General features: G+C 69.8%; 16 protein-coding genes. 4 read left to right on the top strand and 12 right to left on the bottom strand.

All coding sequences use genetic code 11. From position 1 onward, the window contains the following. Nucleotides 1-22: 22 nt before the first annotated feature. Together Ssi02_RS02875 and Ssi02_RS02870 are read right to left on the bottom strand one after the other, a co-directional pair. On the bottom strand, nucleotides 23-1879 hold the full coding sequence (locus tag Ssi02_RS02875) for an ABC transporter ATP-binding protein (protein WP_204021401.1): 1857 nt from the start codon (nucleotides 1877-1879) through the stop codon (nucleotides 23-25). Then, the gene (locus Ssi02_RS02870) at nucleotides 1798-3576 is read right to left on the bottom strand and encodes an ABC transporter ATP-binding protein (protein ID WP_204021402.1); all 1779 of its coding nucleotides are present in this window, start codon (nucleotides 3574-3576) and stop codon (nucleotides 1798-1800) included. The genes Ssi02_RS02875 and Ssi02_RS02870 overlap by 82 nt, the downstream gene beginning before the upstream one ends. A 152-nt stretch (nucleotides 3577-3728) precedes the next feature. Between Ssi02_RS02870 and Ssi02_RS02865 the strand changes: the two genes are divergently transcribed. Next, nucleotides 3729-4379 carry a TIGR03085 family metal-binding protein gene (locus tag Ssi02_RS02865; RefSeq protein ID WP_239128551.1) on the top strand — a complete coding sequence of 217 codons (651 nt, stop codon included), beginning with the start codon at nucleotides 3729-3731 and terminating at the stop codon, nucleotides 4377-4379. 223 nt (nucleotides 4380-4602) lie between these two features. Here Ssi02_RS02865 and Ssi02_RS02860 read toward each other — a convergent pair whose 3' ends face one another. Further along, nucleotides 4603-5235 carry a MerR family transcriptional regulator gene (locus tag Ssi02_RS02860; protein WP_204020732.1) on the bottom strand — a complete coding sequence of 211 codons (633 nt, stop codon included), beginning with the start codon at nucleotides 5233-5235 and terminating at the stop codon, nucleotides 4603-4605. A gap of 136 nt (nucleotides 5236-5371) precedes the next feature. Here Ssi02_RS02860 and Ssi02_RS02855 point away from each other — a divergent pair, with 136 nt between their 5' ends. Beyond that, on the top strand, nucleotides 5372-6325 hold the full coding sequence (locus tag Ssi02_RS02855; RefSeq protein WP_204020731.1) for a hypothetical protein: 954 nt from the start codon (nucleotides 5372-5374) through the stop codon (nucleotides 6323-6325). Nucleotides 6326-6534: 209 nt separating this feature from the next. Then, complete coding sequence (locus Ssi02_RS02850) at nucleotides 6535-6696, top strand: hypothetical protein (protein ID WP_204020729.1); 162 nt, start codon at nucleotides 6535-6537, stop codon at nucleotides 6694-6696. Nucleotides 6697-7433: 737 nt separating this feature from the next. Here Ssi02_RS02850 and hisF read toward each other — a convergent pair. The 9 genes from hisF to hisD all read right to left on the bottom strand — a co-directional run bounded on the left by hisF (nucleotide 7434) and on the right by hisD (nucleotide 13581). Beyond that, a complete protein-coding gene (gene hisF / locus Ssi02_RS02845; RefSeq protein ID WP_204020727.1) occupies nucleotides 7434-8204 on the bottom strand; it encodes an imidazole glycerol phosphate synthase subunit HisF in 771 nt (256 codons plus the stop codon). Further along, nucleotides 8201-8605 carry a Rid family hydrolase gene (locus Ssi02_RS02840; RefSeq protein WP_204020726.1) on the bottom strand — a complete coding sequence of 135 codons (405 nt, stop codon included), beginning with the start codon at nucleotides 8603-8605 and terminating at the stop codon, nucleotides 8201-8203. The genes hisF and Ssi02_RS02840 overlap by 4 nt, the downstream gene beginning before the upstream one ends. Before the next feature lie 71 nt (nucleotides 8606-8676). Then, nucleotides 8677-9399, bottom strand: coding sequence for a bifunctional 1-(5-phosphoribosyl)-5-((5-phosphoribosylamino)methylideneamino)imidazole-4-carboxamide isomerase/phosphoribosylanthranilate isomerase PriA (priA, locus tag Ssi02_RS02835; RefSeq protein ID WP_373870075.1), 723 nt, complete (start codon nucleotides 9397-9399; stop codon nucleotides 8677-8679). A 5-nt stretch (nucleotides 9400-9404) separates the two neighbouring features. Continuing rightward, the gene (locus Ssi02_RS02830) at nucleotides 9405-9743 is read right to left on the bottom strand and encodes a hypothetical protein (protein ID WP_204020724.1); all 339 of its coding nucleotides are present in this window, start codon (nucleotides 9741-9743) and stop codon (nucleotides 9405-9407) included. A gap of 63 nt (nucleotides 9744-9806) precedes the next feature. After that, entirely contained in the window at nucleotides 9807-10442 is a 636-nt protein-coding gene (hisH, locus tag Ssi02_RS02825) for an imidazole glycerol phosphate synthase subunit HisH (RefSeq protein WP_204021399.1), read from the bottom strand. After that, nucleotides 10433-10597, bottom strand: coding sequence for a CG2302 family histidine operon protein (locus Ssi02_RS02820; RefSeq protein ID WP_204021489.1), 165 nt, complete (start codon nucleotides 10595-10597; stop codon nucleotides 10433-10435). The genes hisH and Ssi02_RS02820 overlap by 10 nt, the downstream gene beginning before the upstream one ends. 1 nt (nucleotide 10598) lies before the next feature. Further along, nucleotides 10599-11192 carry an imidazoleglycerol-phosphate dehydratase HisB gene (hisB, locus tag Ssi02_RS02815; protein WP_204020722.1) on the bottom strand — a complete coding sequence of 198 codons (594 nt, stop codon included), beginning with the start codon at nucleotides 11190-11192 and terminating at the stop codon, nucleotides 10599-10601. After that, nucleotides 11189-12274: a histidinol-phosphate transaminase gene (locus Ssi02_RS02810; RefSeq protein ID WP_204020720.1), complete on the bottom strand. Its 1086-nt coding sequence runs from the start codon at nucleotides 12272-12274 to the stop codon at nucleotides 11189-11191. Before Ssi02_RS02810 ends, hisB begins: the two co-directional genes overlap by 4 nt. Continuing rightward, nucleotides 12271-13581 carry a histidinol dehydrogenase gene (gene hisD, locus Ssi02_RS02805; RefSeq protein ID WP_204020718.1) on the bottom strand — a complete coding sequence of 437 codons (1311 nt, stop codon included), beginning with the start codon at nucleotides 13579-13581 and terminating at the stop codon, nucleotides 12271-12273. Before hisD ends, Ssi02_RS02810 begins: the two co-directional genes overlap by 4 nt. 382 nt (nucleotides 13582-13963) lie before the next feature. On the opposite strand from hisD, the gene ybaK reads away from it, so the two are divergent. After that, a complete protein-coding gene (gene ybaK, locus Ssi02_RS02800; RefSeq protein WP_239128550.1) occupies nucleotides 13964-14461 on the top strand; it encodes a Cys-tRNA(Pro) deacylase in 498 nt (165 codons plus the stop codon). Nucleotides 14462-14466 lie beyond the last annotated feature (5 nt).

Here is a 14466-nt window from a genome sequence, read left to right as displayed (position 1 = left end):
GGAAGATCAGCTCGCGGGTGGCTCACGAGCGGGCCGCCGCCACCCAGGACGCGTGGAGGTCGGCGTAGACGCCCGGCACTCTGACGAGGTTCTTGTGGTGGCCGCGCTGGACGATCTCGCCCTTGTCGAAGACCAGGACCTCGTCCGCGGCCTCTGCGGTGGAGAGGCGGTGGGCGATGGAGATCGCGGTGCGGCCGCGGGTGACGCCTTCGAGGGCGCGCGCGAGCCGTACCTCGGTGGCGGGGTCGACGGCGGAGGTGGCTTCGTCGAGGAGCAGCAGGTCGGGGTCGGCGAGGTAGGCGCGGGCCAGGGCGACGAGCTGGCGTTCGCCGGCGGAGAGGGATTCGCCGCGCTGGCCGACGGGGGTGTCGAGGCCGGCGGGGAGTCCGTCGAGCCAGTCGGCGAGGCCGAGTTCCGTTAGGGCGAGGAGGATCTCGTCGTCCCCGGCCGACTGCCGTCCGAACCTGATGTTCTCGGCGAGTGTGGTGTCGAACAGGAACCCGTCCTGGGGCACCATGACGATGCGTTCCCGCAAGGAGGAGAAGCGCAGGTCCCGCAGGTCTCTGCCGTCGACGGTGATGCGCCCGCCGGCGGGGTCCATGAGCCGGGTCAGCAGTTTGGCGAAGGTCGTCTTGCCGGAGCCGGTCTCTCCGACGACGGCGACGCGGGAGCGGGGGGCGATGTCGACGGTGACGTCCTTGAGCACGGGTTCGCCGCCGGGGTAGGCGAAGTGCACGTTCTCAAAGGAGACGGAGATCGGCCCGCGTTCCATGACATGTCCCTCTTCGCCGGGGTCGGCGACGTCAGCGGGGGTGTCGAGGACGGCGAGTACGCGCCGCCAGCCGGCCAGGGCGTTCTGGGCTTCGTTGAGCACTTCGGTGGCGGTCTGGAGCGGGGCGACGAACAGGGTGATGAGGAACAGGAACGCCACAAGACGCCCCTCGGTGATGTCTCCGGCGAGACCGAGGGCGACACCGACCAGGACGACGGCGGCGACCGCGATCGAGGCGATCAGCTCGGTGAGGGGGAAGGTGAGTCCGACGATCTTCTGCGCCTTGACCTGAGCGTCGCGCTGGCGGGTGATGGCCTGCTCAACGCGTTCACCGGTGCGGTCCTCCGAGCCGTAGGCGCGCACGACGGCGCTGCCGACGACCGACTCGCTGATGGCGGAGAGGGTGTCGCCGCTGAGCTCGCGCACCCGGGTGAATCCGGCGGCGACCCAGCGCTGGAAGCGGGGCAGGAAGACCACGATCGGCACCATGCAGATCCACACGACGAGTGCGAGCTGCCAGGAGTAGATCACCATGAGTACGGTGGCCACCAGCAGCTGGCCGACCATCACGATGATCATCAGCCCGCCCCACTGCATGAACGCGCTGATCTGGTCGATGTCGCCGGTGACCCGGGAGACCATGGCGCCGCGCCGCTCGCGGTTCTGGGTCAGCACCGACAAGTCGTGCACGTGGCGGAAACCTTTACCGCGGAGGGTGGCGAGGCCCGACTCGGTGGAGCGGTAGAGCCGCACGTTCATCAGATAGCCGCACAGCGCGGTGAGCAGCACCGCGGCGACGCACCACAGCACGACGGTGCGGATGAACGGCAGGTCGGGGGTGCCGCCGCCGAGGCCGCGGTCGATGACCTGCTGGATGGCGATCGGGATGATGATCTTCCCGGCGGTGGCCACCACGGCGAGCAGGAGCGTGAACGGCAGCCCGTCCTTGAACTCCGGCGACAACGACAGGCCGCGCCGTAGCGTGGCCAGTGAGGATCGTTCGCGGGCTTGGAGCGTCTGCTGGGTCACGCCATCACCTCGTCGTCGGCGTCGAGCGTGACGCGCTCGGCCTCTTCTCTCTCGTAGGCGGTGACGAGGTTGCGATATCCCTCGCACCTGCCGATCAGTTCGTCATGGGTGCCGCGGTCGACGACCGTGCCGTGTTCGAGGTAGACGACCTCGTCGGCCAGTGTGATCGTGGCCATGCGGTAGGCGACGACGACCACCGTCGACCCGCTGGAGCTCTCGCGCAGGCCGGCCAGGATGCGCCGTTCGACCTGGGGGTCCACGCTGGAGGTGGCGTCGTCGAGGATGAGGAGCCGCGGCGAGCGCACCAGGGCGCGGGCCAGGGCGAGACGCTGGCGCTGGCCGCCGGAGAGCGACGCGCCGCGTTCGCCGAGGCGGGTGCCGAGGCCCTCGGGCAGCGCGCTGACGAACCCCTCGGCCTGGGCGAGCCGCAGCGCCGCCCACACCTCCTCATCGGACACGGGCAGCCCGAGGGTGATGTTGCCGCGCACGGTGTCGTCGAACAGGAACGTCTGCTGCAGGACCAGGGCGGCGTGGTCGCTCACGGCGCCGCGCTCCAGCTCGCGCAGGTCGATACCGTCGAGGCGGACCGTTCCCACGTCGGGGTCGACGAGGCGCACCATGAGCTGGGTGAGGGTGGATTTGCCCGATCCGGTGGGGCCGACCACGGCGAGGGTGCGGCCGGAGCCGGCCTCGAAGGACACCTTGCTGAGGACGGGCACTCCCGGCACATACGCGAAGTCGACGGCGTCGATCGCCACATGGGCGGGGGCGCCGCCGGGGAGGCCGGCTGTGCCGTACTCCATGGAACCGTCGGCGTCGAGCACCTCCTGCACGCGGGTCCAGCCGACGACGCTGCGGGGCAGTTCCGCGAGCACCCAGCCGAGGGCGCGCACGGGGAAGGCGAGCAGCAGGAACAGGTAGGAGACCTGCACCAGTTCGCCGGCGGTGATCGCGGAGGTGGAGAGGCGGAGCGCTCCAACCAGGAGCACGGCGAGGACACCGAGGGTGGGCAGTGCTTCGAGCAGCGGGTCGAACATGCCGCGGATGCGGCCGACGGCGATGTTGGCGTCGCGGAGTTCGCTGGTCTTGACGCGGAATCGCGCCGCTTCTGACTCCTCACGGCCGAGGGTCTTGACGACGAGGGCGCCGTCGAAGCTCTCGTGGGCGATCTCGCTGACCTCCGCCCGCACCTCCTGCGCGCGCGTGACGAGCGGGGAGAGTTTGCGCTGATAGATCAGGTTGAGTACGGCGAGAGCCGGAAAAATCAGGAACCCGACTAACGCGAGCGCGGGGTCGGTGATCAGGATGCCGCCCGCCGCGGTGACGAGCATGACGACCACCCCGAGCGCCATCGGCAGCGGCGCCAGGGGCGCCCAGGCGGCCTCGACGTCGGAGGAGGCGTTGGACAGCAGCTGGCCGGTGGGGTGCCGGTGATGCCAGGCGAGAGGCAGTCTGAGGAACTGCCGGGAGAGGTCGCGGCGCGAGCGCGCCTGCATGCGATATTGCAGGATCCCGGCGAGGATGCGGCGGCCCATGACCCCGACGGCCTTGAGTACGGCGACGCCGACGATGAACAGTGCCCCGGAGACGGCCGCCGCGATCTCGACGGCGCCCTGCCGGAAGGCGGGGAGGATGACGTTCTCGGTCGCCCAGCCGAGCGCCCACGAGCTGATCACGGTGGTGACGCCGTAAAGCACGCTGGCCAGCAGCGCACCGGTGAAGACGGCGGGCTCGGACCGGATGGCCACCCCGATCACGCGAAACCCTCGGCGCATGACTGCGGGGGTGACCTTGGTCGCCACTCGTAGAGATCCTCTCGATACAGGAAATATCTTCCTAAATGACTATCACTCCCGGTCAACCCGTTATTCCCGGATACCTGTGGTGGTCAAGCCTCCTCTGGAGGGCTTTGTGTAGCATCACGGGCGTGACCACCCTGCACGCCCGGGCCGAGCGCGACGCCGTCTGCGACGCGCTCACCGTCGCCGGGCCCGACGCCCCCACCCTCTGCGCGGGCTGGTCGGCCTTCGACCTCGCGGCACATCTCGTCCTCCGCGAGCGCCGCCTCGACGCGATGCCCGGCATCTCGCTGAAGCCCCTGGCGGCCTACACCGACAAGGTCCAGCGTTCGCTCAAGGCGGAGTTCGGGTTCGAGGGTCTCGTCCACGCCGTGCGCACCGGCCCCACAGGGGTCTACCGGGTCGTGCCCGGCTTCGACGAGCTGGTCAACACGATGGAGTTCTTCGTCCACACCGAGGACATACGGCGGGCCCAGCCGGACTGGGTGCCGCGCGAGTCGTCCCCGGAGCTGGAGGAGGTGTTGTGGCGCAGGCTGCGCGCGGGAGCGCGTCTCATGCTGCGCCGGGCTCCCGTGGCCGTGGTTCTGCACCGCATCGGCGGCCACGGCGGCCATGGAGTGGCCCTCGGCGGTCCCAAGCGCGCCCCGCGCGTCGAGGTGACCGGCCGGGCCGGTGAGCTCCTGCTCTTCTGCTTCGGGCGCCAGGCTCACGCCCGCGTTGACCTGACGGGCGAGGAACGCGCCGCCAACGCCCTCCGCTCCGCACGCCTCGGGACGTAGCCGCCCTTTTTCCCTCTCTCAGGACGCGTCGATCGGCGCGCCGTGACGTCGTTCGCACGACCGCCGGCCCTCTGCCGAGCGACAACAGTCGCCTGCCCGATAGGGCGAGGCGGCCCGGCGGATGGTTCAGCCCCAGGCGGGGCAGCCCCCACGGTGTCGGCCTCCGGGCGGTCAGGGCCCGGGGCGCGGCGTGGTCCGCGAGCCCGTGTGGCCGGGCGCGGCATCAGAGCGTGCGGTCCCCTGTCTCCAGTTCGTAGGCGACGTGGCTCTGGGCCAGCCGCCGCAGGGCCGCGAGCAGGGCATCGCCCAGTACGGTGCCAAGGATGACCACCTGGACCGCACGCTCGACGTCGCGGGCGTCGCCGACCACTCTCAGGTCCGTGACCGCGATGAGTTCGGCGGCGGCGGCGAAGTCGTCGAGCGCCTCGATCACGTCCTGGCGTCCGAGTTGCTCCAGCACGCCGATCACGCCCGCCGCCGCGTCGAAGGAGGGGTGGTCGCCGACGTTCTTCCACCCGCGTTTCGCGATCACCTCCGCGAGCCGCCGGCGGCCCCTCTCCTCCTCGGGGGCGTCGCGGCGCTCGTATCGCGGGATCACCGTGGCCTGGGCCTCACCGAGGAGCCGGAGGGGGTCCCGCCCCGGGTGGTCGATGTAGGCGAGTAGCTCGCGGATGACCGCGATGGACAGGCCGCCGTATTCGGCCAGCGCCCGGACCATCTTGATCCGCCGGACGTGCCGATCGTCGTAGTAGACCTGGTTTCTGCCTGCTTGTTCTCCGGGGGTCAGCAGCCCTTCCCGCAGGTAGTACTTGATTGTCGGGACCGGAACTCCGGTCGTGCGGCTCAGTTCGGCCATCCGCACGTGCTCTGCCCTCTCTTCTAACTCTGTCCCATATGTCGAGATCTCCCGACGGATGTTCGCATCGCCCGGAGATAGTGGATAGTGTCAGTATCAGTAGTGGATAGCTTAACTATCGAGAGGCGCATCCCCCATGTCCGCATTGATGTCGCGTGCCCTCAAGTGGCATCGCCCGCTCATGATCTTCACCCTCGCCATGGTCGTCCTCGCCGTCGCCACCACAATCGGCCTATTCGTCGACGACCGCCAACTCGACGGCGCGCCCATCTGGGCGAAGCCGCTCAAGTTCAGCGTCTCTCTCGCTGTCTACGCCTTCACGTGGGGGTGGTTGTTCTCGCTGTCGACCCGCGCCCGGCGGACCCGGTGGTGGCTCGGCACGGTGCTGGCCGCCGCGGGTGTCATCGAGATCGCCATCATCGTCTTCCAGGCCGCACAGGGCCACCGCAGTCACTTCAACGTCTCCTCCCCCTTAGACATCACCCTGTTCAGCATCATGGGCACCACGATCGCCGTGCTCATGCTGGCCAACATCCTCTCCGCCGTCCTCGTGCTCGCCGTACGGCAGGCCGACGATGTGACCACCTGGGCCCTGCGCATCGGCCTCGTCGTGTCGGCGGTCGGCATCGGCTTCGGCGCCCTCATGCTGGGCCCCACGCCCGCGCAGAGCCAGGGCTTGATCGAGGGGGCCATCGGGGCGCACACCGTGGGCCTGCCCGACGGCGGTCCCGGACTGCCGATCCTCGGATGGAGCACGGTCGGCGGCGACCTGCGGGTGCCCCACTTCGTGGGGATGCACGCCCTGCAGTTCCTGCCGCTCTTCGCCATGATGCTGCTCGCGCTCGCCGGCCGCCTGCCGGCCCTGGCCGACGAGACGGTCAGAGTGCGCCTCGTCCTCATCATGGGCGGTGCTTACGCGGCCTTTGTGGCGCTCGTCACCTGGCAGGCGCTCCGCGGCCAGTCCTTCGTGCGCCCCGACGGGGCCACTCTTGCGATCCTCGCCTTGATCGTTATAGCCGCCGCGGCGGCCTCAGCGACGGCGCTACGGCAGGGGAAAGTCGGGCTCACCAGGTCAAAGGTGTCAGTGTGACTGAGGGAACAAGCTGATTACCCGGCGATCTGCCCCAACCAACGGCACAATGGTCTCTGGACAGATCCACGTCACAACCGCACGATGAGCAGGGTGTGAGGTAGCTGGAGCCCCCCAACAGCTATGATCAATAACATCTCTAAAGAAGATGCCAGGGATCGCCCAGAACCGGGTATATACGCCTGGGATTGGACTGCAGGAGGCCCCCCGTGCAGGTCAAGAAAGTTGCCACGTACGTGCTCGTGGCATTTGTTGCCTTCTACTTGTTTTCCCGACCGACCCAGGCAGCGGACGCGGTTAACGGCGTCTTCGATGGGGTTCTCAACGGAGCAAACCAGTTGGCTACATTCTTCTCACGGGTGCTGAACTGATTCCTACCTCAGGGGTTATACGCCAGCGCCTTTGATCACAACCGCCATCGGCGTGAGCACAGCTCACACCCTCCGGCGGAGTCCAGTGTGCGGCAGGTCCGTCCACCTGCCCCTCACTGTCCCGTACGACCGGTCCGCGCATCAGGCGTCGGCACAGGGCTCGGCCTAGGCATCGCCAAATCAACCCGGCTCACTCAGCCCGGCTGAACACGGCACCACCAAAGCCCGGCTGTGCCGTACGGCAGTGCCAAGCAGGGTCGCGCCGAGCAGGGTGGCACCAGGCCCGACGGTGCCGCACTCCGGCGGCGTCGAGTCACGGCAGTGTCGATTAACGGCAATGTCGATTAACGACAGTGTCGATTGACGGCAGCGGATTCACCGGTCGGCGGGTTTGCCGACTCCAGGCAGGTTCGTTCCGCGGGCAGATCCGTTCCAGCCGGATCCCGTCCCGGGCCGGCCGCCACACGCGGGTCCGGCGACTCCGGAGTGCGGCCCACCGCCACACCCCAAGATCGCCAAAGCCCCGCATGCCACAACAGGAAATCGGCAAGCGGGGCAAAACCCGAGGAGGCGAACCCACGATCCCGCCTCCCCCATCGGCGACCGCGCCGGAAACCGGCGCACACCAACGATCACACCGGAGAGCAGCGCTCTCCGGCGATCAGGCCGGAAGGCACCTCAGGCCGGAAGGCAGCTGAGGCCGGAAGCCGGCACATGCCGGGGAGCCGCGCCGATGGTCAGCGCACCGGGTGGCCGGCCTCCCGCAGGCTCTCCTTGACCTGAGGGATCGTCAGCTCCCTGTAGTGGAACACCGACGCGGCCAGCACCGCGTCCGCCCCCGCCGAGATGGCGGGCGGAAAGTCCTTAAGATCCCCCGCCCCGCCGCTGGCGATCAACGGCACCCCCACGACGGAACGCACCGCGGTGATCATCTCCAGGTCGTAACCGGCCTTCGTGCCGTCGCCGTCCATGGAGTTGAGCAGGATCTCCCCCACCCCGAGCTCCTCGCCCCTGCGGGCCCACTCGACCGCGTCGAGCCCGGTGCCCCGCCGCCCGCCGTGGGTCGTGACCTCGAACCCCGACGCGGTGCGTGTATCCCCGGTGACCCGGCGCGCGTCCACCGACAACACGATGCACTGCGCGCCGTAACGCCGGGACGCCTCGGTCAGCAACTCCGGCCGGTTGATCGCCGCGGTGTTGAGCGACACCTTGTCGGCCCCGGCCCGCAGCAGCTTGTCGATGTCGTCGACCGACCGCACGCCGCCGCCCACCGTGAGGGGGATGAAAACCTGCTCCGCCGTGCGGCGCACCACGTCGAACATGGTGTCCCGCTCGCCGGAGGAGGCCGTGATGTCGAGGAAGGTGAGCTCGTCGGCTCCCTCCCTGTCGTAGCGCGCGGCGAGCTCGACCGGGTCGCCGGCGTCCCGGATGTTCTCGAAGTTGACGCCCTTGACCACCCGCCCGGCGTCGACGTCCAGGCAGGGGATCACACGGACCGCGACACTCACGATGACTCTCCTCGATATGCGTCGATCTCAACCTCGACCAGCATGCGCGGGTCGATCAACCCGGCCACCCGCACTCCGGTGTACACCGGGCGCACGTCCCCGAAGGTCTCCCCGAGCGCGGTGCCCACCGCGTCGAAGTCGTGCTGGTCCACCACGTAGAACCGCACCCGGACGACGTCCTCGCGGGTCGCCCCCGCCTTCTCGACCGCCGCCAGGGCGATGCCGACCGCGGTCAGCGTCTGCCCCCGCGCGTCGCCCACGTGCACGACCTCGCCGTCGATCGTCGCGGTGCTGCCCGAGACCAGCACCCACGGACCGGCGACGGCCGCGCGGGCATAGCCGTAGCGCTCCTCCCAGACTCCGCCCGAGAAAACCCGACGGCCCGCCGCGACCTCGCTCACCGTGCCTCCCGCCTCATCAGCGCCCTCTCACTGGAATGTACGGCAACGCCGGCACAACCTCTGACCTGCGACTACGCCCGCACTGCCGCGAGCGCCTCCTCCAGGGTGAACTGCTGCGCGTAGAGCGCCTTGCCCACGATCGCGCCCTCGACGCCCACCGGCACCAGCTCGGAGATGGCCCGCAGGTCGTCGAGCGAAGAGACGCCGCCACTGGCGATCACGGGCTTGTCCGTGCGGGCGCAGACCTGGCGCAGGAGGTCGAGGTTGGGGCCGCGCAGCGTGCCGTCCTTGGTGACGTCGGTGACGACGTAGCGGGTGCACCCGTCGGACTCCAGCCGGTCGAGCACCTCCCACAGGTCGCCGCCCTCCTTGGTCCAGCCGCGGCCGGCCAGGGTGGTGCCCCTGACGTCGAGACCGATGGCGACACGCTCGCCGTATGTCGCGATGATCTTGGAGCACCAGACGGGGTCCTCCAAGGCGGCGGTGCCGATGTTGACCCGCGCGCAGCCGGTGGCGAGGGCAGCCTCAAGCGAGGCGTCGTCCCTGATGCCGCCCGACATCTCGACCTTCACGTCGAGCGCTCCCACGACCGAGGCCAGGAGCTCGCGGTTGGAGCCCCGGCCGAACGCGGCGTCGAGGTCGACCAGGTGGATCCATTCGGCCCCGGCCTCCTGCCAGGCCAGCGCCGCCGAAAGCGGGTCGCCGTAAGACGTCTCCGAACCCGCCTCGCCCTGGACCAGGCGCACGGCCTGGCCGTCGGCGACGTCAACGGCGGGCAGCAGCACGAGCGACATGTGAATCAAGTCCTCCGGTCGAAAACCAGGGTGACAAGCACCGGAACCAACAACAGTGACAATATGAAAACGCCGAACCTGCCGGTCCACGACGACAGGGCTAACCAGGCGATGACCTGCACGATCACGAACAACACAGCGACGACGCCGTTCTGCGCCCGCTGCCGCCGCGCGATGACGCCGCCCTGACGGGCGACCCGGATGGGCCGCGGCACCAGCGCCGCGAGACGGGCCCGGCGGGCCCGGCGGCGGGCGAGCCGCTCCTCCTGCTCGGCCCGGAGGGCGGCCAGGCGCTCCCGCTCGGCCTCGCGCGCGGCGCGCCTCTTGGCCCGCTCCTTGCTCATGTCCGGATGCCCATCTCAGCGGCTCGTGATTCGGCGGCTCGGTCTGGTGTCAGGTCGGCCAGCCTACTTGAGGGTGGCGATCCAGTTGGCGAGGAGCGTGGCCCCCGCGTCGCCCGACTTCTCCGGATGGAACTGCGTGGCCATGAGCGGGCCGTTCTCCACCGCCGCCACGAACGGCACGCCGTGCTCGGCCCAGGTCACGAGGGGCGCGGTGAAGCCGGGCCCAGGCACGAGGTCAAACTTGCGCACGCCGTATGAATGCACGAAGTAGAAGCGTGTATCGGTGTCTAGGCCGTCGAACAAGACGCTGCCCTCGGGCGCGGACACGGTGTTCCACCCCATGTGGGGCAGCACCGGCGCCTCCAGGCGTTCGACGGTGCCGGGCCACTCGCCGCAGCCCTCGCTGCGCACGCCGTGCTCGACGCCCTCGGCGAAGAGGATCTGCATGCCGACGCAGATGCCGAGCACGGGCCGCCCGGCCGAGAGCCTGCGGTCGATGATGCGGTCGCCGATCACGCCCTTGAGCCCGGCCATGCACGCGGCGAACGCGCCGACGCCCGGCACGACCAGGCCGTCGGCGTTCATGGCCGCGTCGTAGTCGGCTGTCACCGTCACGTCGGCGCCGACCCGGGCGAGCGCACGCTCGGCCGAGCGCAAATTGCCCGATCCGTAGTCGAGAACCACGACGTTTACCACCAGAGCACCCCCGCTGCGATCGCCATGGCCGCCAGCACGCCGAGCACGCCGGCGAACGCCTTGCTGTGCCCCTGCTTCAAGGTCGACACCACGCCCCCGACAAGGAAGAGGCCGAGGAAGACCATGGCCACCGCCAAGAAGTTGGACGGCATGGACATGTCACAGCACGCCCTTGGTGCTCGGGATGCCTGTGGCGCGCGGGTCGGGCTCGCACGCCTCGCGCAGGGCGCGGGCGAGCGCCTTGAACTGCGACTCCACGATGTGGTGGGCGTTGCGGCCGTAGGGCACGTGCACGTGCAGGCAGATGCGCGCCTGGGCGACGAACGACTCCAGGATGTGGCGGGTCATGGTCGTGTCGTACATCGGGCCGATCATGGTGGCCATGCCCTCGGGCTCGGAGTGCACGAGATAGGGGCGGCCGGACAGGTCGACGGTCACCTGGGCGAGCGCCTCGTCCAGCGGGCAGGACGCGCTGCCGAATCTCCGGATGCCGGACTTGTCGCCCAGGGCCTCGCGGAAGGCCGCGCCGAGGGCCAGCGCCGTGTCCTCCATGGTGTGGTGGGAGTCGATGTGCAGGTCGCCCTCGGTCTTGACCGTCAGGTCGAACAACCCGTGCTTGCCGAGCTGGGCCAGCATGTGATCGTAGAAGCCGACGCCGGTCGAGACCTCGACCCGGCCCGTGCCGTCGAGGTCGACCTCGACCAGCACCGACGTCTCCTTGGTCGTGCGCTCGATGCGCCCGGTCCGGTTCACAGCACTTCCTCCATCACGGCTTGCGTCGCGGCGCGGAACGCCGCCATCTCATCGCCCGTGCCGATCGACACGCGCAGCCATTCGGGTGGCCCGACCTCGCGCACCAGCACGCCCTTGGCCAGCAGAGCCTCCCAGACCGCCCGCCGATCGGCGAACCGGCCATAAAGCACGAAGTTCGCATCCGAGTCGGCGGCCTCCAGGCCCCGCCCACGCAGCCAGTCGACCGTCGCGTCACGCTCGGCGCGCAGCTCGTCGACCATGCCGAGCAGCTCGGCGCGATGCGCCACCGCCACGCGGGCCGCCGCCTGTGTCAGGGAGGACAGGTGGTACGGCAGGCGCACGAGAAGCAGCGCCTCGACCACGGCCGGCGCCGCGGCGAGATAACCGAGCCGGGTGCCCGCCATCGCGAACGCCTTCGACATCGTGCGCGTCACGATCAGGCGGGGGTGGTCGGGCAGCAGCGTCAGCGCCGACGGTGTGCCGGTGCGGGCGAACTCGAAATATGCCTCGTCGACCACGACCATGCCCGGGGCCGCCCGCAGCACCCGCTTGATCACGTCGATCTCCAGCGCGGTGCCGGTGGGGTTGTTGGGCGAGGTGAGGAAGACCACGTCGGGCCGGTGCTCCTCGATCGCGGCGACGGTCTTGTCCGGGTCGAGCCCGAAGTCGGCCTCGCGCGCCCCGGAGATCCACTCGGTGAAGACGCTGCGGGCGATGATCGAGTGCATCGAGTAGGACGGCTCGAAGCCCATCGCGGTGCGCCCCGGGCCGCCGAACGCCTGCAGGATCTGCTGAAGCACCTCATTGGACCCGTTGGCCGCCCACACCTGACCGGCGATCAGATCGTGGCCGAGATAGGCCGCGAGGTCGGTGCGGAGCGCCGTCGCGTCGCGGTCGGGATAGCGGTTGAGCTCGGCGGCCATGCCCGAGACGGCGGATGCGAGGTCGGCCACCAGCTCGGCCGAGGGGCCGTAGGGGTTCTCGTTGGTGTTGAGGCGCACGGCGACGTCGAGCTGCGGCGCGCCGTAAGGGGTGAGCCCCCGCAGATCATCGCGGAGGGGAAGATCGGAAAGGCTGGTCACGGGTTCGGAATCTCCCAGTCGAACCTGGCGCGGACCGCCGCGCCGTGAGCGGGCAGGTCCTCGGCGTCGGCGAGCGCGCACACGTGGCGCGCGGCGCCGGCGAGCGCGTCGCGGTCGTAGTCGACCACGTGCACGCCGCGCAGGAACGTCTGCACCGACAACCCGCTGGAGTGGCAGGCGCAACCGCCGGTCGGCAACACGTGGTTGGACCCCGCCATGTAGTCGCCGAGGGACACCGGGGCGTAGGCGCCGACGAAGATCGCGCCGGCGTTGCGGACCCGGCCGGCCAGGGCGCGGGCGTCACGCGTCTGGATCTCCAGGTGCTCGGCGGCGTAGGCGTCGACGACGACCAGCCCGTCTTCGAGGTCCTTGACGAGCACGATGCCCGACTGGCGGCCCGCCAGGGCCTCCGTGACCCGCTCGCTGTGCTTGGTGGCGGCGACCTGCGTCTTGAGCTCGCGCTCGACGGCGTCGGCCAGCTCGGCCGAGTCGGTGACCAGCACCGAGGCCGCGATCACATCGTGCTCGGCCTGGCTGATCAGGTCGGCGGCGACGTGCACGGGATCGGCGGTCTCGTCGGCGAGGATCGCGATCTCGGTGGGGCCCGCCTCGGCGTCGATGCCGATGCGGCCCTTGAGCAGGCGCTTGGCGGCGGCCACCCAGATGTTGCCGGGGCCGGTGACCATGGCGACGGGCGGGCACTCCTCGGTGCCGTAGGCGAACATCGCCACGGCCTGCGCGCCGCCCACGGCGTAGACCTCCTCGACGCCCAGCAGGGCGCAGGCGGCCAGGATCGCGGGGTGCGGCAGCCCGCCGAACTCGCGCTGGGCCGGCGAGGTGACGGCCAGGGAGGGCACCCCGGCCTCCTGAGCGGGCACGACGTTCATGACGACGCTGGACGGGTAGACCGCGAGGCCGCCCGGCACATAGAGACCGACCCGCTGCACCGGGATCCAGCGCTCGGTGACCGTGCCGCCCGGCACGACCTCGGTGGTGACGTCGGTGCGGCGCTGGTCGCGGTGGACCAGCCTGGCGCGCCGGATCGACTCCTCAAGCGCGGCCCGCACCTTGGGGTCGAGCCCTTCGAGGGCCCGCCCGAGCTCCTCGACAGCCACGCGGGTGCTCGCGAGCTCGACACCGTCGAACCTCGCGGTCAGCTCCTTGAGCGCGGCGACCCCACGATGGCGCACGTCCTCGCAGATGGGCCGCACCTTCTCAAGGGCGGCCTCCACGTCGAGCTCGGCGCGGGGCAACACGTCGCGCAGGTCCTCGGGAAGCGAGGCGCGCAGGTCGATACGGGAAATCACCCGCCCAGTCTACGGAGCCCGGCATCCGAATCAGCTTCTGTCCAGCATCCGGACGAGGCAAATCTTCGCCAGTGAGCCCTTTTCCCGGGTTGGCGGGCAGGTGGCGGCGTAAAATCAGGTGTGCACGGCGGCTGTGCCGTACGAGCTTTGTGTGACGGACGTCGCGGGCTCGCGGGGCTGTGCCTTTGTTGGAGGTGCCGCAGGCTTTCGGCCATGCGCGGTGGCTGTGCCTTTGTGGGGGATGCTGCAGGCTTTCGGCCGTGCGCGGCGGGCTCAAGGTGGCTGTGCCGTACGGCTGCGGAGTCGGCTTTTCATGGGTGTGGCCTGGGCCCAGAGGTCGGCTTTACGTTGTAGATTCGCAAGATGCTCTAGTCTGCGGCACGTGAGCAGGACGAAGAAGCAAGGCGGCCAGGGCACCCCCGCCACGGTCGCGCTGACCAAGGCCAAGGCGGCGTTCACCCTCCACCCCTACGACCACGACGCCGGCTCCGAGGGCTACGGCGAGGAGGCGGCCGATGCGCTCGGCGTGCCCCACGACCGCATCTTCAAGACCCTCGTCGCCGAGACCGAGGGCGGACTCGCCGTGGCGGTCGTCCCGGTGGCGGGCAAACTAGACCTTAAGGCGTTCGCCGCCGCGCTGTCCGGTAAGCGGGCGGCGATGGCCGAGGCGGCCAAGGTCGAGCGTGTGACGGGATATGTGGTTGGCGGCATCAGCCCGCTCGGGCAGCGCAAGAAGTTGCCCACGGTGGTCGACGCCTCCGCCCTGGCATTTGAGACGATCTTCTTCTCCGCGGGCCGGCGCGGCCTCCAGATCGAGACCGAGCCCGCCACCCTCATCACTCTCACCCAGGCCGTGACGGCGCCGATCAGCAAAATGTGACAGGG

The organism is Sinosporangium siamense (assembly GCF_016863435.1).
Lineage (GTDB): Bacteria > Actinomycetota > Actinomycetes > Streptosporangiales > Streptosporangiaceae > Sinosporangium > Sinosporangium siamense.
Note: the sequence above shows the minus strand (reverse complement) of the source record. Positions and strands in the feature narration are given on the sequence as shown.